18 protein-coding genes, 2 tRNA genes and 1 pseudogene are annotated in these 19,759 nt (G+C 45.4%); 15 read left to right on the top strand and 6 right to left on the bottom strand.

Annotation, left to right across the window (positions count from 1 at the left end; translation table 11 throughout):
- The 3 genes from ACVBEF_RS15515 to ACVBEF_RS15525 form a co-directional block, all read left to right on the top strand.
- Nucleotides 1-391, top strand: a 391-nt coding sequence (locus tag ACVBEF_RS15515) for a TIM barrel protein (protein ID WP_447124838.1), incomplete at its 5' end; no start/stop codon positions are given.
- Complete coding sequence (gene iolB, locus ACVBEF_RS15520) at nucleotides 388-1,182, top strand: 5-deoxy-glucuronate isomerase (RefSeq protein WP_447124839.1); 795 nt, start codon at nucleotides 388-390, stop codon at nucleotides 1,180-1,182. The genes ACVBEF_RS15515 and iolB, both read left to right, overlap by 4 nt.
- 131 nt (nucleotides 1,183-1,313) lie before the next feature.
- Nucleotides 1,314-2,831, top strand: coding sequence for a CoA-acylating methylmalonate-semialdehyde dehydrogenase (locus ACVBEF_RS15525; protein WP_447124840.1), 1,518 nt, complete (start codon nucleotides 1,314-1,316; stop codon nucleotides 2,829-2,831).
- A 203-nt stretch (nucleotides 2,832-3,034) separates the two neighbouring features.
- Here the strand turns inward: ACVBEF_RS15525 and ACVBEF_RS15530 are convergent.
- Nucleotides 3,035-3,119: transfer RNA gene (locus tag ACVBEF_RS15530), tRNA-Leu, on the bottom strand.
- Nucleotides 3,120-3,442: 323 nt separating this feature from the next.
- Between ACVBEF_RS15530 and ACVBEF_RS15535 the strand changes: the two genes are divergently transcribed.
- Nucleotides 3,443-3,892, top strand: a complete 450-nt coding sequence (locus ACVBEF_RS15535; protein ID WP_447124841.1) for a hypothetical protein — start codon at nucleotides 3,443-3,445, stop codon at nucleotides 3,890-3,892.
- Nucleotides 3,893-4,142: 250 nt separating this feature from the next.
- On the opposite strand, the gene ACVBEF_RS15540 is transcribed toward ACVBEF_RS15535, so the two are convergent.
- Nucleotides 4,143-4,227, bottom strand: a tRNA-Leu gene (locus ACVBEF_RS15540).
- 243 nt (nucleotides 4,228-4,470) lie between these two features.
- Between ACVBEF_RS15540 and rnr the strand changes: the two genes are divergently transcribed.
- The 5 genes from rnr to ACVBEF_RS15565 all read left to right on the top strand — a co-directional run bounded on the left by rnr (nucleotide 4,471) and on the right by ACVBEF_RS15565 (nucleotide 10,133).
- Nucleotides 4,471-6,957, top strand: coding sequence for a ribonuclease R (gene rnr / locus ACVBEF_RS15545; RefSeq protein ID WP_447124842.1), 2,487 nt, complete (start codon nucleotides 4,471-4,473; stop codon nucleotides 6,955-6,957).
- A 3-nt stretch (nucleotides 6,958-6,960) separates the two neighbouring features.
- Complete coding sequence (gene rlmB, locus ACVBEF_RS15550; protein WP_447124843.1) at nucleotides 6,961-7,704, top strand: 23S rRNA (guanosine(2251)-2'-O)-methyltransferase RlmB; 744 nt, start codon at nucleotides 6,961-6,963, stop codon at nucleotides 7,702-7,704.
- Between the two features lie 306 nt (nucleotides 7,705-8,010).
- Nucleotides 8,011-8,760 (top strand): serine O-acetyltransferase, encoded by a 750-nt coding sequence (gene cysE / locus ACVBEF_RS15555; RefSeq protein ID WP_447124844.1) that lies wholly within the window; start codon nucleotides 8,011-8,013, stop codon nucleotides 8,758-8,760.
- A 51-nt stretch (nucleotides 8,761-8,811) separates the two neighbouring features.
- Nucleotides 8,812-9,501: a YceH family protein gene (locus tag ACVBEF_RS15560; protein ID WP_447124845.1), complete on the top strand. Its 690-nt coding sequence runs from the start codon at nucleotides 8,812-8,814 to the stop codon at nucleotides 9,499-9,501.
- Between the two features lie 428 nt (nucleotides 9,502-9,929).
- The gene (locus ACVBEF_RS15565) at nucleotides 9,930-10,133 is read left to right on the top strand and encodes a cold-shock protein (protein WP_108439523.1); all 204 of its coding nucleotides are present in this window, start codon (nucleotides 9,930-9,932) and stop codon (nucleotides 10,131-10,133) included.
- Between the two features lie 140 nt (nucleotides 10,134-10,273).
- Here ACVBEF_RS15565 and ACVBEF_RS15570 read toward each other — a convergent pair whose 3' ends face one another.
- Nucleotides 10,274-10,855 (bottom strand): BPSL1445 family SYLF domain-containing lipoprotein, encoded by a 582-nt coding sequence (locus tag ACVBEF_RS15570; RefSeq protein WP_447124846.1) that lies wholly within the window; start codon nucleotides 10,853-10,855, stop codon nucleotides 10,274-10,276.
- 356 nt (nucleotides 10,856-11,211) lie between these two features.
- On the opposite strand from ACVBEF_RS15570, the gene ACVBEF_RS15575 reads away from it, so the two are divergent.
- From ACVBEF_RS15575 to ACVBEF_RS15595, 5 genes are all read left to right on the top strand, one after another.
- Nucleotides 11,212-12,021 (top strand): helix-turn-helix domain-containing protein, encoded by an 810-nt coding sequence (locus ACVBEF_RS15575; RefSeq protein ID WP_447124847.1) that lies wholly within the window; start codon nucleotides 11,212-11,214, stop codon nucleotides 12,019-12,021.
- A gap of 268 nt (nucleotides 12,022-12,289) precedes the next feature.
- Nucleotides 12,290-12,730, top strand: a complete 441-nt coding sequence (locus ACVBEF_RS15580) for an InvB/SpaK family type III secretion system chaperone (protein WP_447124848.1) — start codon at nucleotides 12,290-12,292, stop codon at nucleotides 12,728-12,730.
- Nucleotides 12,731-13,182: 452 nt separating this feature from the next.
- Nucleotides 13,183-13,695, top strand: coding sequence for a type III secretion system translocator chaperone SicA (sicA, locus tag ACVBEF_RS15585; RefSeq protein WP_447124849.1), 513 nt, complete (start codon nucleotides 13,183-13,185; stop codon nucleotides 13,693-13,695).
- Nucleotides 13,696-13,931: 236 nt separating this feature from the next.
- Nucleotides 13,932-14,264, top strand: a complete 333-nt coding sequence (locus tag ACVBEF_RS15590) for an acyl carrier protein (protein ID WP_447124850.1) — start codon at nucleotides 13,932-13,934, stop codon at nucleotides 14,262-14,264.
- Nucleotides 14,265-14,541: 277 nt separating this feature from the next.
- On the top strand, nucleotides 14,542-16,125 hold the full coding sequence (locus ACVBEF_RS15595) for a winged helix-turn-helix domain-containing protein (protein WP_447124851.1): 1,584 nt from the start codon (nucleotides 14,542-14,544) through the stop codon (nucleotides 16,123-16,125).
- Between the two features lie 101 nt (nucleotides 16,126-16,226).
- On the opposite strand, the gene ACVBEF_RS15600 is transcribed toward ACVBEF_RS15595, so the two are convergent.
- From ACVBEF_RS15600 to ACVBEF_RS15610, 3 genes are all read right to left on the bottom strand, one after another.
- Nucleotides 16,227-17,021 carry a UDP-2,3-diacylglucosamine diphosphatase gene (locus ACVBEF_RS15600; RefSeq protein WP_447124852.1) on the bottom strand — a complete coding sequence of 265 codons (795 nt, stop codon included), beginning with the start codon at nucleotides 17,019-17,021 and terminating at the stop codon, nucleotides 16,227-16,229.
- Nucleotides 17,022-17,052: 31 nt separating this feature from the next.
- Complete coding sequence (locus ACVBEF_RS15605) at nucleotides 17,053-17,541, bottom strand: peptidylprolyl isomerase (RefSeq protein WP_447124853.1); 489 nt, start codon at nucleotides 17,539-17,541, stop codon at nucleotides 17,053-17,055.
- A 154-nt stretch (nucleotides 17,542-17,695) separates the two neighbouring features.
- On the bottom strand, nucleotides 17,696-18,298 hold the full coding sequence (locus tag ACVBEF_RS15610) for a peptidylprolyl isomerase (protein WP_447124854.1): 603 nt from the start codon (nucleotides 18,296-18,298) through the stop codon (nucleotides 17,696-17,698).
- A 241-nt stretch (nucleotides 18,299-18,539) separates the two neighbouring features.
- Between ACVBEF_RS15610 and cysS the strand changes: the two are divergent.
- A pseudogene (gene cysS, locus ACVBEF_RS15615) lies at nucleotides 18,540-19,706 on the top strand (cysteine--tRNA ligase); the annotation flags it as partial.
- Nucleotides 19,707-19,759: the final 53 nt, after the last annotated feature.

Here is a 19,759-nt window from a genome sequence, read left to right on the forward strand (position 1 = left end):
GCAGTCGGTGATAGCTTCTCTAAGCGCCCGGTTCATCGAGCACGAATCGATGTTGGCGGTGCTGACCAAACATATTGCGCGCATCTCGCACGTGCATTGCAAGGATGTGCGCCCGGCGGTGATGAAGCTGGCGCGCAATGGCAACTGGAGTTTTCTGCAATCCGTGATTAACGGCGCGTTCACCGTACCGGGTGACGGCGGGATTGATTTCGCGGCATTGTTGCTGGTGTTGTATGCGCATGATTATCAAGGCTGGCTGGTAGTCGAAGCCGAGCAAGATCCGGCGGTAGCGCCCAGTTATCAATATGCGGAAATGGGCTATCGGCATTTGGCAGCGTTGGTGCAAGGAATTGAGGCTGGGAGTATTGTTGAAATAGCGGAGGCTGTATGAATCTGTTAGTCAAAGGTCGACAAGAAGGACGCGAAATTGTAACGGTGACGCCAGAATCGGCAGGCTGGAACTATGTTGGCTTTGCGGCTTATCGACTCAGCCGCAACGAGCATCTCGACTTTGATACCGGTACGCGTGAATGCTGCATCGTTGTGTTGCGTGGTGTGGTCAGTGTGCGCGCCGGGGACGAACTATGGGCCGAGATCGGTGAGCGCAATAGTGTCTTTGATGATGCTTCGCCGTATTCAGTGTATGTGCCGCATGGCAATGCCGTGAGTATCGTGGCGCATGGCGATGTAGAAATTGCCGTTTGCAGCGCGCCGGGTCATAGCGATCTGGCGGCAAGGTTGATCGAACCGGTCAGCGCTAAAAGGTCAGTGCGCGGGCAGGGTAGCAATACTCGGTATGTGTGCGATATTTTGCCGCAAACCGCTGCGGCGGATCATTTGCTGGTGGTTGAAGTCATTACGCCGGGCGGGCACTCTTCAAGCTATCCACCGCATAAACACGATACCGACAACATTCCGGATGAAAGTTCACTGGAAGAAACTTATTATCATCGGATCAATCCGTCGCAGGGTTTTGCGTTTCAACGTGTATACACCGATGATCGTTCGCTAGATGTGGCGATGGCGGTTGAAAATCATGATGTGGTGATGGTGCCAAAAGGTTATCATCCAGTAGTTGCGCCCCATGGGTACGATTGCTATTACCTCAATGTGATGGCAGGTCCGAAGCGAACCTGGCATTTTAAGAATGATCCGGCGCATGATTGGTTGATGCCGCGCTAGCCAACCGTTAGTTGCCTTCAAGGGCGAAGTCTAGTGCGCTTATGCGCGCACTTACTCGCTTAGCAGTCAGGACCACTGAGTCCATTGAGTCCACTGAATACATTTGTTATTTACTTTCGAGGTTAATTATTATGTCTTTGCAGCATTCATCTAAGCCCACTGTATTGGGGCATTTCATTAACAATCAGCACGTTGCCTCGCAGGGCGAACGGTCCAGCGATGTGTTTAATCCTGCTACCGGTGCGGTGAGCGCCAAGGTTGGTCTGGCGTCCGTGTCCGAGGTGGATGCAGCCGTCGCTGCGGCTAAGGCAGCATTTCCTGCCTGGTCTGCATTGCCGCCGCTGCGCCGTGCCCGGATCATGTTTAAGTTTAAAGAGTTACTCGATCAGAACCATGACCGGTTGGCAGCGTTAATCACCAGCGAGCATGGCAAAGTGTTTACTGATGCTAAGGGCGAAGTTACGCGTGGGATCGAAGTTGCCGAGTTTTCGACCGGTATTCCGCAGATGCTCAAGGGTGAGTATACCGAGCAGATTAGCAATGGTATTGATGCCTGGACCATGCGCCAGCCTTTGGGCGTATGTGCAGGAATCACGCCATTTAACTTTCCGGTGATGGTGCCGATGTGGATGTTCCCGATGGCGATTGCCTGCGGTAATACCTTTGTATTGAAGCCGTCTGAGCGTGATCCATCGGCCAGTTTGCTGTTGGCCGAACTGTTGAAAGAAGCCGGTTTACCCGATGGCGTCTTTAATGTGGTGCAGGGCGATAAAGTGGCGGTTGACGCGATTCTGGATCATCCGGACGTTAAAGCCGTCAGCTTTGTCGGATCAACCCCGATTGCTGAATATATTTATGCCACCGGCTGCGCCAAAGGTAAGCGCGTTCAAGCGCTGGGCGGTGCTAAGAATCATATGGTGGTGATGCCGGATGCGGATTTGCATCAGACCGTCGACGCCTTGATGGGCGCTGGTTATGGCTCTGCCGGTGAGCGTTGCATGGCGATCTCGGTTGCTGTTGCGGTCGGCGATGTAGCAGACAAGCTGGTCGCAGCCTTGATCCCCCGGGTACGTGAATTGCGGATTAATCAGGGTATGGATTTGGAGGCTGAAATGGGCCCGGTCGTGACTCAGATTCACAAAGATAAAATTCTTGGCTATATTAACGACGGGATTGCAGCTGGCGCAACGCTGGCTGTGGATGGGCGCAGTATTACGGTGCCTGGACATGAGAATGGTTTCTTCCTCGGCGGCACGTTATTCGATCACGTCAGCGCTGACATGAAAATTTATCAGGAAGAAATTTTCGGACCAGTGTTGTGCATCGTGCGCGTGCCGGACTTTGCGGCTGCGTTGGAACTGGTGAATGGGCATGAATTTGGTAACGGGACGGCGATCTTTACCCGCGACGGTAATACTGCGCGTGAATATACGTCCAGAGTGCAAGTCGGCATGGTGGGTGTGAATGTGCCGATTCCTGTACCGATGGCGTTCCATAGTTTTGGTGGCTGGAAGCGCAGTTTGTTCGGCGATCATCACGCGCATGGTCCGGAATCGGTGCGTTTTTATACGAAGCAAAAAGCGGTGACGCAGCGCTGGCCGGCGACGATTGCGGCCGGGGCGGAGTTTGGAATGCCGACGATGAAGTAAGGCTTGTTTGAGTGTTGTACTGAGCGCAGTTGGGAGTCTCTTGGGAGATTCTCCGCTGCGTTTTGTTTTGGTCAGGTTTTGATTTGCAGAATAGTCAGCAATGCGCTTTATGCGGTAATTTCAATGGCAATATTTCAGACAAAAAAAACCGCATAAACATTGATGTTTATGCGGTTTTTCTATTTTATTGCACCAATACTACTTGGTGCCCACGGAGGGACTCGAACCCCCACACCCGAAGGCACATGGACCTGAACCATGCGCGTCTACCAATTCCGCCACGTGGGCTTATTGCTGCTAGCTGTTTAAGGCTACCCGCAATTGCGAAGGACGAATAATACGTGCATTTAGATATGCTGGTCAATGAAAGAGTGGGGAAATATTGATGATTAAAGATGTTCCGTCGGCAGCTTGATTGCGGGGGTGATGGATGCTTGCTTATGGGCATTTTTTGGAATGTGGAAATTGGAATGGTTTGTATAGTTCGTGTTTCCTTACTTTATCCATGGATCCCTATCATGCCTCCCATTTTGTCACCCTCATTTCAATGCCCATCATATTCTTATGCGACGGCAAGGTCGGGTACATCATCCCGTTTCAAGGCAAATTTAGTGGAAGCGCACAATACACCATCGGATGGTTATTTAATACGAACACCCTACATATCGCTGCTAGCGCGTGAGGTAAATTCTCTTCCAGAAAAAGAAGCGATAGTGCTGATTGATAAATCGTTCCATAAAAATTTGAGCTATGCATCTATGGATGAGGCCTTAAAGAGGATGAATATGCTATTAAGGCCGACCCCATATACAGTGTCGCTAGACCCGCTAGACGAAACGCCATTTATTACTATTTGTACATTGCCGCCTTCAAATCTCATGGAACGTTCGGAACTGATCAAGCAAAGCGATCTCCCTTCTAATGGCACTGCGCTATATCCGAGTACCGATGGGTCTGTATCTGAAGCGATGACAGAGATCCAAACACCAGCTCAAGCCAGTTCTAATTCGCTGCAAGTGCGTTACTTATATTCTCTTCGAAAAGAAATGACAGCGGATTGATAAATTGCTCTATGAGAATTGGCGTTTAGCACGTATTGAGCAAAGCAATGCGACTTTGGATATGGCCTTAGTGATGACGAATATGCAATTACAGGAATCCAAATATCGAGGGAACCTCATATTCAATATCGGTCTAAAGCAGGTCCGCGTAACAGAACGCTATTTATTTGCACTTGGTTAGCAAACAATAAAAAAACCGCATAAACATTGATGTTTATGCGGTTTTTCTATTAATTGCACCAGTATTACCTGGTGCCCACGGAGGGACTCGAACCCCCACACCCGAAGGCACATGGACCTGAACCATGCGCGTCTACCAATTCCGCCACGTGGGCTTTTCAAAAATTAAGCCTTGGCCTAAATCTTGCCAAGACGAAGAGTATAGATGAAAGCTACGATAAGTCAACTTACAGAATAGGATGCCGAAGTTTGATGAAATATGTTGCGAATTAAAAAGTTGCTAACTAGGAGAATGTCGTCATCCTCCGTTACACTATGGGCTATTTTTCTTCTTTGCTGCGCTTAGATTTGTCGCATTCACCTAGCCTTTCTTCATAACAACTTCCCCAACACGCCTCTTGAGCCAATACTCCTACACCATCCCTAGCCGGGAGGAAATTCTCGGCCTTCTGCGGACCTCTTCAGAACCGCAAAACATTGCCGCACTTGCCGCAGCGCTGGGCGTTAAACCCGATGAAATGGAAGGGTTGACGCGCCGCCTCAACGCAATGGATCGAGACGGGCAAATCAAGCCGGATCGTGCTGGCATCTACAAACTGACCAATTCACCGGATTTTATCGAAGGCCGCGTAAGTAGCCATCGCGACGGGTTCGGCTTTTTGATTCCTGATGATGGCGGTGGCGATGTGTTTCTGCCAGAAAAAGAAATGCAGAAGGTGCTCAATGGTGATCGCGTTAAGGCGCGCATTATCGGTACCGACCGTCGTGGCCGTCCGGAAGGCTCCATTGTAGAAGTCGTCACGCGCGCCAATACGCACGTTATCGGTCGTCTGCTCAATGAAAATGGCGTCTGGGTGGTCGCACCAGAGGACAAGCGGATCAGCCAGGACATTATTCTGAGTGGGTCGCCGGGCAAGGCGAAAGCCGGGCAGGTCGTGAGCGTTGAGTTGACTGAGCAGCCATCGCGGTTTACCCAACCGGTCGGCAAAATTGCTGAAATTTTGGGTGATATTGACGATCCCGGTATGGAGATCGAAATTGCTGTGCGTAAGTTCGGTGTTCCCCATGAGTTCTCTGCTGCGGCACAGAAGTCGGCCTCAAGATTGCCAAGTGTGGTCGTTGATGCGGATTTGAACGAGCGCGTTGATTTACGCGACGTTCCGCTGGTCACTATCGATGGCGAAGATGCGCGGGATTTCGATGATGCGGTGTATTGCGAGCCGGTCAAGATTGGTCGCAGCAACGGCTACCGTCTGATCGTCGCCATCGCTGATGTCAGTCATTACGTCAAACCGAACGATGCGCTTGATGTTGATGCGCTCGAACGTAGCACTTCGGTCTATTTCCCGCGCCGGGTGATCCCGATGCTGCCGGAAAAATTGTCGAACGGTTTGTGTTCATTGAATCCTGATGTCGACCGTCTGACGCTGGTGTGCGATGCCGTGATTACTGCCAAAGGCGAAATTAAGGCCTATCAGTTTTATCCTGCGGTGATCCATTCAGCGGCTCGCCTGACTTACACTGAGGTTGCTGCCATTCTTGGTAACACCAAAGGTCCGGAAGCGGCTAAACGTCCTGAATTAGTGCCGCATTTATCGCATTTGTATGACGTGTTTCAAGCCTTGTTGCAGGCACGTCAGGCGCGCGGTGCGATTGATTTCGAAACCACGGAAACCTATATCGTCTGTAATCCTGCCGGCAAGATTGAAAAAATTCTGCCGCGTACGCGTAATGATGCGCATCGATTGATTGAAGAATGCATGCTGGCTGCTAACGTTTGCGCAGCCGATTTGTTAGAGCGTCACAAGCATCCGGGTCTGTATCGTATTCATGCTAGTCCGACCAAGGAAAAGCTGGCGGTTTTACGCACATTCCTCAAGCAAGTCGGCTTGACACTGGCGGGTGGTGATACGCCATCGGCCTCTGACTATGCTGCGCTGATGCCGAAGATCAAGGCACGGCCGGATGCGTTGTTGTTGCAAACCATGCTCTTGCGTTCGATGCAGCAGGCGGTCTACAACCCGGAAAATATTGGTCATTTCGGTTTGTCCTATGAGCATTACGCCCATTTCACCAGCCCGATCCGACGCTATCCCGATTTGTTGACGCATCGTGCGATCAAGGCGATTTTGCTAGGCAAGCGCTATGAGCCAAAAGGGCTCGATATCGGTGGCTTTAATACTACGCTGTCGCCGGCTGGTCGTCGTAAGCAGGCAGAAGACAAAGCTGCGGGCAAAAAGAAAAATGAAGGCAGTCTGGCAATTTGGGAGGCGCTGGGCGTTCATTGCTCGGCCAATGAGCGCCGTGCGGACGAGGCTTCACGCGATGTTGAGGCCTGGCTTAAATGCTATTTCATCCGTGACAAGCTAGGCGAAGAGTTCACGGGCACGATTTCCAGCGTGGCTACTTTCGGCATCTTTGTACAGCTCGATGCGTTGTATATCGAGGGTTTGGTGCATGTCACTGAGCTGGGCGCGGATTATTTCCAATACGACGAGGCCCGTCATGAATTGCGTGGCGAGCGTACCGGCAAGCGTTATCAATTGACCGATCGCGTGACGGTGCAGGTCAGTCGGGTTGATCTGGATGCACGCAAAATCGATCTGCGTCTGGTGACTGAGCCGGGCATCAAGACAGTCTTGAAAAATGAAGCGCGGCGTGCCGATAGCGAGCACGAAAAGTCGCGTAGCAAGAAGCCAAAGTCGAAAGTCGATACAACACCGGCAAATCGCGTCCCTGCAACTAAAGTCAACAAAACCAGTAAGGTCGGTGCAAGCATAACCAAAGCCAAGGTAACTAAGCCTAAAAAAGCCAAAGTTGCCGTGACGATGGAAAAACCCCGCGAGCCAAAGACCTTCGCCAAATCAAGCAAGAAAAAAAGATAGAACATGAAAAGTAAAATGATATTCGGCTTTCACGCCGTCACCTCACGTCTGCGTCACGAAGCTTCTTCGGTCGAGGAAATTTATGTCGACGCCAGCCGCGTCGATGGCCGTATGAAAGAGTTGCTCAGTAACGCTAAAGCTGCTGGCGTTCGCGTGATTCCGGTTGACGATCAGCGCTTGGCCAATATAGTCGGTACGCGTCGCCATCAAGGTGTGGTTGCAAAAGCGGGTGAATTATCGCTGGCACGTAATCTCGATGAATTGCTTGACGCAATCGATGGTCCACCATTGTTGCTGGTGTTAGACGGCATCACCGATCCACATAATCTGGGAGCCTGTTTGCGGGTTGCCGATGGCGTCGGCGCGCATGCTGTGATCGCACCAAAAGACCGTGCCGTAGGTTTAAACGCAACGGCGGCCAAGGTTGCCAGTGGTGCTGCTGAAACGATTCCGTACATTACCGTTACCAATCTTGCGCGGACCTTGCGTGAGCTAAAAGAGCGCAATATTTTGTTGATCGGCACGACGGAAGATGGCGAAAAAAGCTTGTATGAAGCTGATTTCTCCGGTCCTGCAGCCTTGATCATGGGCTCTGAAGGTGAGGGCATGCGCCGGCTAACTCGTGAAACTTGCGACGTATTGGTGCATGTGCCGATGTTCGGTTCGGTTGAAAGCCTGAACGTCTCAGTGGCATCGGGTGTCTGTTTATATGAAGCGCGGCGCCAGCGTCTTGTTAAAGGTATGTAAGTTGTATTGATTGCATGCACGGTGGGGCCATCGTGATGGTTACGTTTGCGCCCTGCAATGCGAACAGCACTTTATCGGTGCTACTAAACTAGTTAAAAATTCTCAGAAAAATTGGTCCATGTTGAGTGTGTTTTGCACTGCGACTCAGTAAGCCCGAATGGGTTTTGCGTGATGCGATCAAGCAGGAAATTGTCATTCCATTCGAACAAAAGACGGCTACGCGCTTTTGGCTTAATATGACGCCTCGTTTATGCGTTATTGCCCGGCAATATCCCAGCCCACCTTAGCCCCAATCAGTTAGTTTATATGTTCAGTCGCATTCGTGAAGACATCGCCAATATCATGGCCCGAGATCCTGCCGCACGTACTACTTGGGAAGTCCTGTGTTGTTACCCAGGTTTGCATGCCATCGTCATGCATCGCGGAGCCAAATATTGTTGGCAGCATAATTTGAAATTGGTGGGACGCTTTATTTCCCACATTGCGCGAATACTTACCGGTATTGAAATTCATCCCGGTGCAACGATAGGCCGACGGGTATTTATTGATCATGGTTTTGGCGTGGTCATCGGCGAGACTGCCGAAGTGGGCGATGATTGCACTATTTATCAAGGTGTAACCTTGGGTGGAACCTCGCTTGGTAAAGGTATCAAGCGCCATCCAACCTTGGCGCGCGGAGTGATTATTGGTGCCGGTGCAAAGATACTGGGAAGTTTTACTGTCGGAGAAGGCGCTAAAGTGGGGTCCAATGCAGTGGTGGTGAAAGAGGTCCCGCCTGGTGCAACCGCTGTTGGTAATCCTGCGCGCATTATTGAAAAGAAAACGGATGGTGCGCAAGAGGAGGCTGCGGCGCGTATGTTTGCCGCCTATGGCGTTACCCCGAATGGCGATGATCCATTATCTAAAGCATTGCACGGATTGATCGATAATGCGGCTGCACAAGAACATCAGATTGCTCGTATTGTGGCGTTATTAAAGTCTGCCGGCATTTGTTGTGACAGTTTGCCGCCGCGGGATAAGTTCGATCCTGATGAGCTCAATAAATTGGTTGAATAACCTGATTGCAGGCGCTAACTACAAAAATATATTCTTAAACGAGGCTAAATAATGGTGTCCGAAACAAGTTCTCCATCGGATGGCGAGAGCGCTATGTTTGATCTATTTGAGATTCGCGTACTGGCGGTATTGGCAGAAAAAGAAGCATTAACGCCGGATAATTATCCGTTGTCATTAAACACCCTCGTCAACGGTTGTAACCAGTTATCTAGTCGTGATCCTGTGATGTCGATCTCTGAATCGACAGTGCTGGATGTATTGCAGCGGCTTATGCAGCGAAAGTTGGTGACCGAGGTTAATCAGGCCGGAGCGCGGGTTGCTAAATACGAGCATCGCATGCGACCAAAATGGACGCTTGAGCAGGACAAGTTGGCAGTTTTAACGACCTTGATGTTGCGCGGCATTCAGACGGCTGGTGAATTGCGTACGCGTTGCGCCCGCCAGTATGAATTTGCCTCGGTAACTGAGGTGGAAACTGCATTGCAATTTCTGATAGATAAGTATCCACCGCTAGTTGCACGTCTGAACAAAGGACCGGGCATTAAGGAGTCGCGATATTCACAATTGCTGACTGGTCAAGCTATATTGGATCAGCAGGTTGAGGCACTTTCAAGCGTATCTATTTATAAAGGTGATCGTGAGGATCGTATTGCCTCATTGACGGAAGAGATCGTTAGTCTGCGTGGACAAGTTGAAGAGTTAGCTACCCGGTTTGCAGAATTCAAACGTCAATTTGAATGATCGCGTGGCGATATCATCGTTATCAAAGTTTATTCGGTAAATTCATCATTATTAAGCCGATGGCCCCTAACCATCATAATGTAGCCCAATATCTATGTGAAAGATCAGGTATTCGCCTATACAAAAAACACTAATCCCCGATAGTATTCTTTCCATGTTTTGGAGATGATACTAATGGGTTTCCTATCTGGAAACGCAGCATATTTTCGGTATCAATCGTAAAACAGGCGCAATCAGATACTTCATGATCTGAAAACGTCGTGTTAATGGAATCTGATTTTTTTCTACGGGTAACTGAGTTAATGATGATGATTTTTACGATTGATATTGATAATTGTTAAGTGAGCAGCTTAGGTAAAGATCGCATGTTTAAGTAGATGCAGCTTTTTCTTCTCAGCTCGTGTGATGTTTTTTTTGAAAGACGCATTATGACAACAGGTACCGTCAAGTGGTTTAACGACTCCAAAGGCTTTGGCTTTATCACCCCGGATGACGGTGGTGAGGATTTGTTTGCCCATTTCTCAGCAATTCAAATGGGTGGTTTCAAGACACTCAAAGAAGGACAAAAAGTCCAGTTTGATATCATGCAAGGCCCTAAAGGCAAGCAAGCGTCAAACATTCAAAATCCTTAAACTCGGATTTATAACGCATAGATTAAGGTCTATGTGCTCAAAGCTCACAACTCAACAGAGTTCGTGAGCTTTTTTCATTTTAAGTTTTAATTATCCCTAAACCGTTTTCGATGTTGTATTTTTTCAAAGGAGTAAATAGCTTATATATTGAGACGCGATACTTTGGTGCCTTCCAAAGTCAGATTTGCCATCAAACCACTATTGGTTAATACAAAGGCCAACACAGAGGCTGTAACCGTACTAGTATCAATATTGCCGTTGGCACCGATTTTCAGTACGGCAACGGACGCATCGCCGCCGACCGCCCAACCGTTATTATTGTGAAATTTTTCTAATGCTTCTTGTGTCATGAACAAGAAGACGAGTGCTTTAGATTGTGCACCGATTTGTAATCCGATAGATGCAGACGCGGTACTGTAATAACCCACTGTCGTATTGCCAGTACGTAACGCGCCTTCGCCGTACTGCCCCCCAATCCACAGGCCAGCGGCAATGACCGATGGAAACACCAATACTCCACGTGATTTTGCGACAAGTTCATGTGAGCCGGGTGCCGCCGTGTATAGACGCGCTAAAGTTGTATCGATGCCCGTATCAATTTCACGGCGGCGCTTCCCTTGGTCTGAGTTTGCATTGGACGGCGTGGTCGTAGTACAGCCTGCGGCGATGATGCTAGCTACCGCAAACACTCCCGTTTTCAGTATGAAATCCCGTCTGTACATGGTGTTCTCCGTCAAGTTAACGTTGCGTTAAAAAATCAGGATTAAAAAGCCTGCGCATATTACTTTTATGATGCTTGCTACTTTATGTATGAATATATTTTTAGTATCTAAAAATACATTTATATTTGATAATTTTAGATGTTGTAATCTGATTTACAAGATTTTTCAAGGATACGACTTTCCAGTGAGGCGTTCGCTTTCACTCATCGCCTTTATAACGGCACAAGCTATTTTTGGAGCGATCTATCAGCTCGTCAAGTCGTGTCCCATAACACCATACAGTCATCTTGCCGACTGCATACATCATCATATTTACATCGGGATTGTTTCTCTTAATTCTCTTAAAGTCGCCATTGATGTTTAACAAGGCGCAAGAAATGGGGACTTCAAAAGAAAAAAGTGTAGTGTTTCAGTTGCCAACAAATATGTCAGGGACAGCCATGCCAAATTTTGTATTCGGGCAGGGAATATCCGCGTTAGAAGTTGGTAGCGAGGGATTGGTATTGCGTGCTGCTGCTGGCAAGCGTGATTGGAGTTATGCATTTTCACCCGGCTGGCGCGGTGTCATATTGCTTGATCGCATGCCATTTACCGTGACTGAAGGATGCACGATCTGGAAGGCGGGCGATCTGGCTGTGCTAGCCAAACTACAGGCGTTTATGGATGACCATCAAGGCATTGAGGAAAAAACTACGCGCGATCCCGGTATCGTCTCAATTCATGCTGAAGGCGTTAGCGTACTGGAAGATCGATGTTCGACCGAGCGTTGGTTTTTAGATTTGCTCTTCAATGTTACTCCTGCAGCAGCGCTTATTTCAGGGCTACTACGCCGCATGGAATGTTATTTACTAGTGCGGTTTCTATTATCCCATTCGAATGATGGAGAAAGTTTGGGCGTATTAGCTAAACGGTACGGCGTCTCTTATTCTCATTTTCGTCGCTTATGTCATCGTGCCCTTGGCGGACCAGTAAAGGCTGAGCTAAAAAGCTGGCGCATGGCGCGGTCGTTATTGGATATCACAAACGGGGGGGGGTCTGTTACGGAGGTTGCGTTAAAGCACGGCTACGCCTCCGCGTCACATTTTTCTTCCGATGTAAGAGGACGGGTAGGTGTTTCTCCACGTGGTTTATCAGACATTACAAATCTTGTGATGAAGCGGATTTGAATTTTCGATCGCCTGAATTGGGGAGTATTACCGTAGTAATTTGGAATATCAATCAAAACTATTTCAATTCAAAGTCTAGTTTATGAATAATTTCATTGCTTCACGCTATGGAAATAAGGGCATGTTAGGGCTTGTATCGGTGAGTGCGCACCGGTTCAAGAAGTGTAGATAGGCACATTTGAGTGAGCCGGAAGGTACAGTTGTTGAACGAAATTACTCAACATATTTCGTTCAACATAATTAAATCTGTTTAATTGAAAGAGAGTTTATGACTACTGTTGATATCGATGTTCTAGTCAGGGATGCATTACTACATATTGGATGCGACGCAGGTGTGATTGGTGAGTTTGATGGCCATTCGACAATCGCTCTAGAGTTTCATTGGTCGCCCACTATTTACGTTAGTGTAAGTGGAAGGGGTAATGGTCGGGAAATCGAAAGTGAAAGCGATGGAGATATCTATTTATGGTGCAGATTGAGTGAGCATTGTGAAAGCATGGTCGATAGTTGCTCATTGGCATTATTTACCGAACAAATGAAAAAAATTCCATATATTAGAGGAGATCATGTAGGTCTCGATAATAATCAGGGAAATCTGGAGCTTAAAGCATTAATAGATCCTTATTACCTTCAGAGCGCTCAGCTATTTTCCGAGGTTCTTGAGGGATTTCTGGAGCGAGCAGATACTTTCAGAGAAATAGTCAAATGATAAGAGGATAGTTGGAACGAAATAGTTGATGTAATTTTTAAAATTAATCAGCTTCTATTATTGTATTTCAGCTCCGTAATCCTTTTGTCGGGGGAGTATATTAATATTTCGCAATTGATATAAATTTGTAAAAAAATGTTCCTTTAGATCCGGTTCGTAATTCGTTGACTTCAAAAGTAAAATTGCGGTATCTATATTTATTTCCCCGTGCATTGTAATTGTATAATTTTAAATTAATAAAATTTTTAGTCAGTAAGAAGTGCATTGTGATTGTATTATTAATATAAATATTTCAATCTATCGATTCAATAAATGGTGATAAATAATATTCGTGAGTATTATTATTTATCCATAGAGCATCAATAGATTGTTTTAAAATTACATTAGATGAGAGGCTTTATTGGTTTTCTAAGATTGTAATGAAAGACGAAAACTATATGAAGAAGTCACTTATGAAAATAGAAAATATAGGCGATGAAGAGTTATTTAAGGAGTTGATTTATAAGGATGAAAATGGCAAAGCTACACTTAAATGTTTGCATGAAATTTCTAATGCAATGATGGATAGTTTATATATTCATAAATACGATATTTATGATAATGAGCGTTTAGATGAAGCGGAAAAATTTTTTCATTTTTTGTGTATTTATGATTTTTATAATACTCAATATATTATGGGTCTTGCAGGAGTATATCGGCTTAAGAAACAATTTAAAAAGGCGATTGAGCTCTACGTTTTGGCTTTTGCATTAGATGATAGTGACTATCGATCTGTTTTTTACACAGGACAATGTCATATGTTTATGAATAAAACTAACAAGGCGAAAGAATGTTTTGAATTGGTATATACGCGGAGTCAAGATATGATATTGCGTAAGAAAGCGCAATTTTTTCTTGCCGCACTACTTAAATCAAACCAAAAACTTTCTTTTAATGATACCAAAATATTCAAAGCAATAATTTAATTTATTTAACTTTATTGTCGAGTATTCCAATACTGTATGATTCACTGTCGATGTAGTGTTCGGTACCAGTAGTTGGGATTTATTAATCTATAAGTATATTTTTAAATTGTAATGAATGTTTTCCTAAAATAAATATTTATGATGTGGATGTCTATCATGTTTGTTAAATATATATTCTATAAATTAATATTTATAATAAACTGGAAGTATTCAAATAATTTTGAAAGATGAAAACTATGCTTGCAAGAAAACGTGAACTGGAAGAAAAAATACGTCCATTACTTGCTTGGTATTTTGGCGTTAGTAAAGAAAATATTCATAATCAAGATAGTATAGTTAAAAAATTTTATATAAACTCTATCGAATTAATGGAAATGTGCCTTACATTAAGTTCGACTTTTGATATTGAGTTTGATGTAAGCGAATTGATGAAAGTCGATATTGTCGCGGATATCTATGAGTTAATAGATGATTTGTTATGCAAGAAAGAAGAGAGTGAGCGATTTCTTAAGAATATTGGCAGAGAAGTTTTGCCTTCACGTTTAGTTGCGGCGAAAGGTATTGGTTAAATATAATTAAATTAATATAATTTAATTATATTTATGAAAATTTTTTATAAATATATATTGTGTTATTTATAGAAATATTACTTTCTATTTTTTATTATCTAATTTAAGAATAGTCTTGTTTGAAATTGCGGCTTTTCTCATATCATAATGTAGCCTTCGATTGATACTATTTGTGGATTGTCTGTAGTCGGCTTTTACAGACGATCCCTTTCAGGATGTCAATCGTCAAAAGTTTGTCGTCCTCGCCTATGTCTATATGTTCATTCAAGAGTTTGCGATGTCGAAATTTTCTTTACCCTCTATTCATATAGAAACTAATTCAAAATTGAATGTTTCTTTGAAGCGTCAGTTTGTCGTTGGTGATTTTATATTGAGCGATACGATTTTGTTTTATAAGGGAGAGGAGGTACCACTACCTCCAAAGGAACGGGCCGTGTTGATTGTTTTGCTAGAAGTTGCTGGCGGAATCGTCTCAAAAAATACATTACTGGAACGTGTGTGGCCGGGTGAGTTTGCCAGCGAAGAGTCATTGACGCGTTGTATTTACGTCTTGCGACGCATTTTGAAGGAGAGTAACCATGAGCGTTACATCGTAAGTGTGTATGGTCAAGGTTATCGGTTCGCTCAACCAGTAAGCGTTATTTATGACAGGACTATGGAACCTGTCGGATGTAAATTAGCAGTGTTGCCGTTTCGGCTAGGTGATTCTGATCAGGATGCATCTGCGGCCCACGATTCTATCGTGCAGAGTTTGTCAAACTTTCGTCCATTTGGACTGACAGTTTTTCCATCCTCCTTAACTAGGAGTTGTCATGCTGCGGCAGAAGTTGTCGCATTAATTAAAGACATGGCTCCAGATTATTATTTAACCGGCTACCCTGTTATTTCTGGAGGCTGTAGTGTATTAAGGGTCGAATTGGTGCGGGCAATTGATCACGCAGTCCTACATCGTGAGAATGTTGCGCTATCTCAGGGTGGTTGGGTAATATCGTTACAACATAAATTATCTGCGTTATTACCACGTTGCATTCCCGGATTAATGTGGGGCAGTGGGGTTCCGCAACAAACCTCCCTTAATGTGACTTTGGCTTACTTGAACGGGAAGCGTGATCTTCGGTGCTTTACTCCACAAAGCCTGAAGCGTGCGCTTTCCCAGTTCCACGAATGTCTATCACTTGATCCCTTGCACGTTCCATCGTGGTGCGCACTGGCAGAAATTTACTTGACGCTTGCCTTTGTTGGTTTGGTTGATCAAGACTTGGCACTTAATGAAATTGAAGCTGCTGTTGATAAAGCACTTAATTTCGAGCCAAGTAACCCATTAGCGTTGGCTTTGCGTAGTAGGTGTAACAGTTTTCAGAGTGATGATCGTACTGCCGATATTTTATTGCAACAGGCTTTGTTGTTGGCCCCCCAGACTCCAGAGGTCCATTATTATCATGCGCTGCATCTTTTTTCGATAGGTGATTTATACGGGGCATTAGAGGCCTCTAATATATGCTTGGCAATCGATCCTTCGGCGACCAGAACAATCATTCTTAATTCTTGGCTTATGTTTTGTTGTGGTGACGTTGATAGTGGTATTGCGCAAGCAGATCAGCATCATGCACTGCATGCCCCTACTAATGCAATATTGCGAAATCTGATAGTGGCAATGCAAGTTGCAAAAGAGCAGTCATCAGAATACGTTATACAGTCAGAGTATCGGCACAACGCGCGTTCTTGGAAGTCTGGATCGATTCAACTGAATTGCTTGTCGTCTATTTTATCGACGCCTATTCCAACACTAAAAGTTTTAAAACAGAATGCGTCCGACATCTTCGCAACATCATCATTATTAACGCGCTGTGTAACATCATAGTTTTTTGCTGTTGTTGTCTGGTAAGGTCAATTTTCATTGGAAGGTGCAGAATCTCAATGATGTTTTTATTGTAATGAGAAATAAATCTGGGATAAGAACAGCTACATCAGCTCCTTTCCATCATATCCAAAGCGTTGAATAATACCGTCAGCATCTATCGATATCCAGCCACCACGTTGTCTCACAACGTCGTATTCCCAGTCGGGTAAAACATACCGTTTCAATGTTTTGTCAGCGACAGCATAGTTATGTAGCGCTGGACGATGAGTATGTCCATGAATGAGCGTGTCTGTTCCAGTTTCAGCAAATAGCATCGCAATAGCCCGCGGGTTTACATCCATTATTTCTATTGATTTATTCTGTTGTTCTTTGCGACTTTCAGATCGGGCATTTGCGATGATGATCTTACGTTGCTGCAGAGGTAAAGCAAGAAATTGTTGTTGCCATTGTGGTTGTCGTACTTGAGCACGAAATACCATGTAGTCAACATCATCAGTACATTGAGCGTCGCCATGCGCCAACAGCAAACGGTGACCGCTAATTGTGGCAACGAAGGGATCCGGAAGTAAAGTTAGGCCAGCCGCTTGTGCAAAGATATCTCCTACTAAAAAATCTCGATTGCCTGCAATCCAATATACCTTTACTCCAGCCGCGCTAACCTGTCGAATTGCGTTGGCAATTTCACGGTTGTAAGGCGATTCCAGATCATCATCACCGGCCCAATATTCGAATAAATCACCCAGCAAGTACAACTGTGACGCGTTACGTGCATGTATTTTCAAAAAATCGTAAAACGCTTGCGTGGTACGCGAATGTGATTCTTGCAGATGCAGATCCGAGATGAAAAGTGCAACTGCAGGTTTCTTTACTGGCGCAGGTGAAGTGGTGTCGGGCATAGTCGGCTAGTAGAGCTCGGTCGGTGTTTAATTAAATTACTTTGGCATTTTCGATAATGACATCGTTAACTGGCACATCGGCAAACATGCCGGTACGCGTAGTTTTAACAGCCTTGATTTTATCAACGACATCCATACCGGCTGTAACTTTTCCGAATACACAATAACCCCAACCGTCTTGACCAGGATAGTCGAGGAAGCTGTTGCCTTTAATATTGATGAAAAATTGTGCAGATGCCGAGTGTGGATCTGAAGTGCGTGCCATTGCCAATGTGTAAGGATCATTTTTCAATCCATTATTGGCCTCATTTTCGACATTGTCATTAGTTGGCTTTTGTTTCATGCCTGGTTCAAAGCCGCCGCCCTGGACCATGAACCCATCAATAACACGATGGAATATAGTGCCGTTGTAGTGACCGGAATTTACATATGTGAGAAAGTTTTCGACAGTTTTCGGTGCTTTTTCTGCGTTCAATTCGATAGTGATATCGCCGTGATTAGTTGTCAAAATAACAGTCATAATATTCCTTGTAAGTTAATAATAAAAATGGTGCGAGGTTCTTTTGCGCAAGGCAGTGATTAGGTGATGCTGCCAATAGAGCGCAGTATCACTTAAATAATGTTTGCTGCAGCGTATTAATAAATGTGGTTAACAATCTGTTTAGGCAGATTATTTATTTCACGATGGTGGCGGATTCAATGATAATTTGCTGAACGGGTACATCTTGCCCACCAGTTTTTACTGCTTTTATCTCGTCGACGACGTCCATACCCTTAATGACTTTGCCAAATACTGCATATCCATAACCGTCTTGTCCTGGGTAGTTTAGGAATTGGTTATCTTTGACGTTGATGAAAAACTGGGCCGCTGCAGATTGCGGATCGGAGGTGCGAGCCATAGCGATGCTGTATTTAGTGTTTTGCAAGCCATTTTTGCCTTCGTTTTCAACTTTATTAGGTGCGGATTTTTCGTGCATATCTTTGTCAAAGCCGCCAGCCTGGATCATGAAACCATCAATGACCCTATGAAAAATGGTGCCGTTGTAGTGACCTGTATTGACATAACTAAGAAAGCTTTTGACGGTCTTTGGTGCTTTTTCAGCATTCAACTCAAGAACGATGTCGCCTTTGTTTGTTTTTAACAGTACATGCGGCATGTCAGCGGCGTGAGCGCTAGAAAATGCGCAAGACAAAGAGATAACAGTAATCGAAGATGTCAATACGCTTAAAAAAGTGCGGCGCGAAGCCAGTATGATGTTTTGCTTGAAACGTAGCATGAAAGGTCCCTTTTGATGAGCAGTGTGATTAATGCGATTTTGCTTTTCCGCACTGCTTGGTTGTCTGGTTGTTTGATATACTTCGGCGAAAAGAAGCATTTTATCAAACTAAGCATTACAAAAGAGTTTTGGCAGTTCATTGCACTAGCGTGGCGTACTCACCGTAAGGTAGCGTACGGAGCTTAGTGACAGTAAGCAATATTGATGCCTGAACCCGTATGTGTCTGAAACAGTATATCCCATGAGTAACCTGAAAATATATAACACGCTGGCGCGCGAAAAGCAGCCGTTCACCCCAATTGTGCCGGGTAAAGTACGCATATATGTATGTGGCATGACCGTCTACGATTTTTGCCATCTCGGTCACGCAAGGGTGATGGTGGTGTTTGACATGGTGCAACGTTGGTTGCGGCAAACAGGGCTGGACGTTACTTATGTTCGGAATATCACGGATATCGACGATAAGATCATTCGCCGTGCAGTTGAGAATGGCGAGACTATCTCGCAACTGACAGCGCGGTTTATTAAGGCCATGAATCAAGATGCAGAGGCGCTCGGCGTACAGAAACCGGATTATGAGCCACGCGCTACAGATTACGTGCCGCAGATGTTGTCCTTGATAGGCAAGCTGGAAAACAATGGTTTGGCATATAAGGCCAGTGATGGCGATGTTAATTACTCAGTTCGGGAGTTTGCTGGTTATGGCAAGTTATCGGGTAAGTCGCTCGACGATTTACGTGCTGGCGAACGTGTAGATGTCAATACTGGCAAACGCGACCCGTTAGATTTTGTGCTTTGGAAAGCAGCTAAGGAATCCGAGCCAGAAGAGGTCAAGTGGGCATCCCCATGGGGGCATGGTCGGCCCGGGTGGCATATTGAGTGCTCTGCAATGGCTGAGCATTTATTGGGTGAACAATTTGATATTCATGGTGGTGGTCAGGATTTGCAATTTCCGCATCATGAAAATGAAATTGCGCAGTCGGAAGGTGCGTTTGGCCATACATTCGTTAATTACTGGATGCATAACGGCTTCATTCGCGTAGATAACGAAAAAATGTCCAAATCTCTGGGTAATTTTTTCACAATACGTGAGGTGTTAAAAAAATATGATGCTGAAGTGGTGCGTTTCTTTATTTTGCGTGCGCATTATCGTAGTCAATTGAATTATGCAGATAGTCATTTAGATGATGCAAAGCAAGCATTGACGCGTCTTTACACTGCATTAAAAGAAGTGTCACCCGATGAAGTGCCGTTTGATGAAAACGAATCGTACGCTGTGCGTACAACTGAGGCCATGAATGATGACTTTAATACGCCGTCAGCCATTGCTATTTTGTTTGATCTCGCTAACGAAGTTAATAAAACAAAATCTCCAGTATTGGCGCGGCAACTGAAGATGCTGGCTGGCAATCGATTCGTGCTCGATGAACCGGGCGCTTAGAGAAGCTATCACCGACTGCC

It is taken from the genome of Glaciimonas sp. GG7, assembly GCF_052976905.1.

Coding starts and splice junctions, on each gene's coding strand:
- iolB (WP_447124839.1), top strand. CDS start 388: ATGAATCTGTTAGTCAAAGGTCGACAAGAAGGACGCGAAATTGTAACG.
- ACVBEF_RS15525 (WP_447124840.1), top strand. CDS start 1,314: ATGTCTTTGCAGCATTCATCTAAGCCCACTGTATTGGGGCATTTCATT.
- rlmB (WP_447124843.1), top strand. CDS start 6,961: ATGAAAAGTAAAATGATATTCGGCTTTCACGCCGTCACCTCACGTCTG.
- cysE (WP_447124844.1), top strand. CDS start 8,011: ATGTTCAGTCGCATTCGTGAAGACATCGCCAATATCATGGCCCGAGAT.
- ACVBEF_RS15560 (WP_447124845.1), top strand. CDS start 8,812: ATGGTGTCCGAAACAAGTTCTCCATCGGATGGCGAGAGCGCTATGTTT.
- ACVBEF_RS15565 (WP_108439523.1), top strand. CDS start 9,930: ATGACAACAGGTACCGTCAAGTGGTTTAACGACTCCAAAGGCTTTGGC.
- ACVBEF_RS15570 (WP_447124846.1), bottom strand. CDS start 10,855: ATGTACAGACGGGATTTCATACTGAAAACGGGAGTGTTTGCGGTAGCT.
- ACVBEF_RS15575 (WP_447124847.1), top strand. CDS start 11,212: ATGTTTAACAAGGCGCAAGAAATGGGGACTTCAAAAGAAAAAAGTGTA.
- ACVBEF_RS15580 (WP_447124848.1), top strand. CDS start 12,290: ATGACTACTGTTGATATCGATGTTCTAGTCAGGGATGCATTACTACAT.
- sicA (WP_447124849.1), top strand. CDS start 13,183: ATGAAAATAGAAAATATAGGCGATGAAGAGTTATTTAAGGAGTTGATT.
- ACVBEF_RS15590 (WP_447124850.1), top strand. CDS start 13,932: ATGCTTGCAAGAAAACGTGAACTGGAAGAAAAAATACGTCCATTACTT.
- ACVBEF_RS15595 (WP_447124851.1), top strand. CDS start 14,542: ATGTCGAAATTTTCTTTACCCTCTATTCATATAGAAACTAATTCAAAA.
- ACVBEF_RS15600 (WP_447124852.1), bottom strand. CDS start 17,021: ATGCCCGACACCACTTCACCTGCGCCAGTAAAGAAACCTGCAGTTGCA.
- ACVBEF_RS15605 (WP_447124853.1), bottom strand. CDS start 17,541: ATGACTGTTATTTTGACAACTAATCACGGCGATATCACTATCGAATTG.
- ACVBEF_RS15610 (WP_447124854.1), bottom strand. CDS start 18,298: ATGCTACGTTTCAAGCAAAACATCATACTGGCTTCGCGCCGCACTTTT.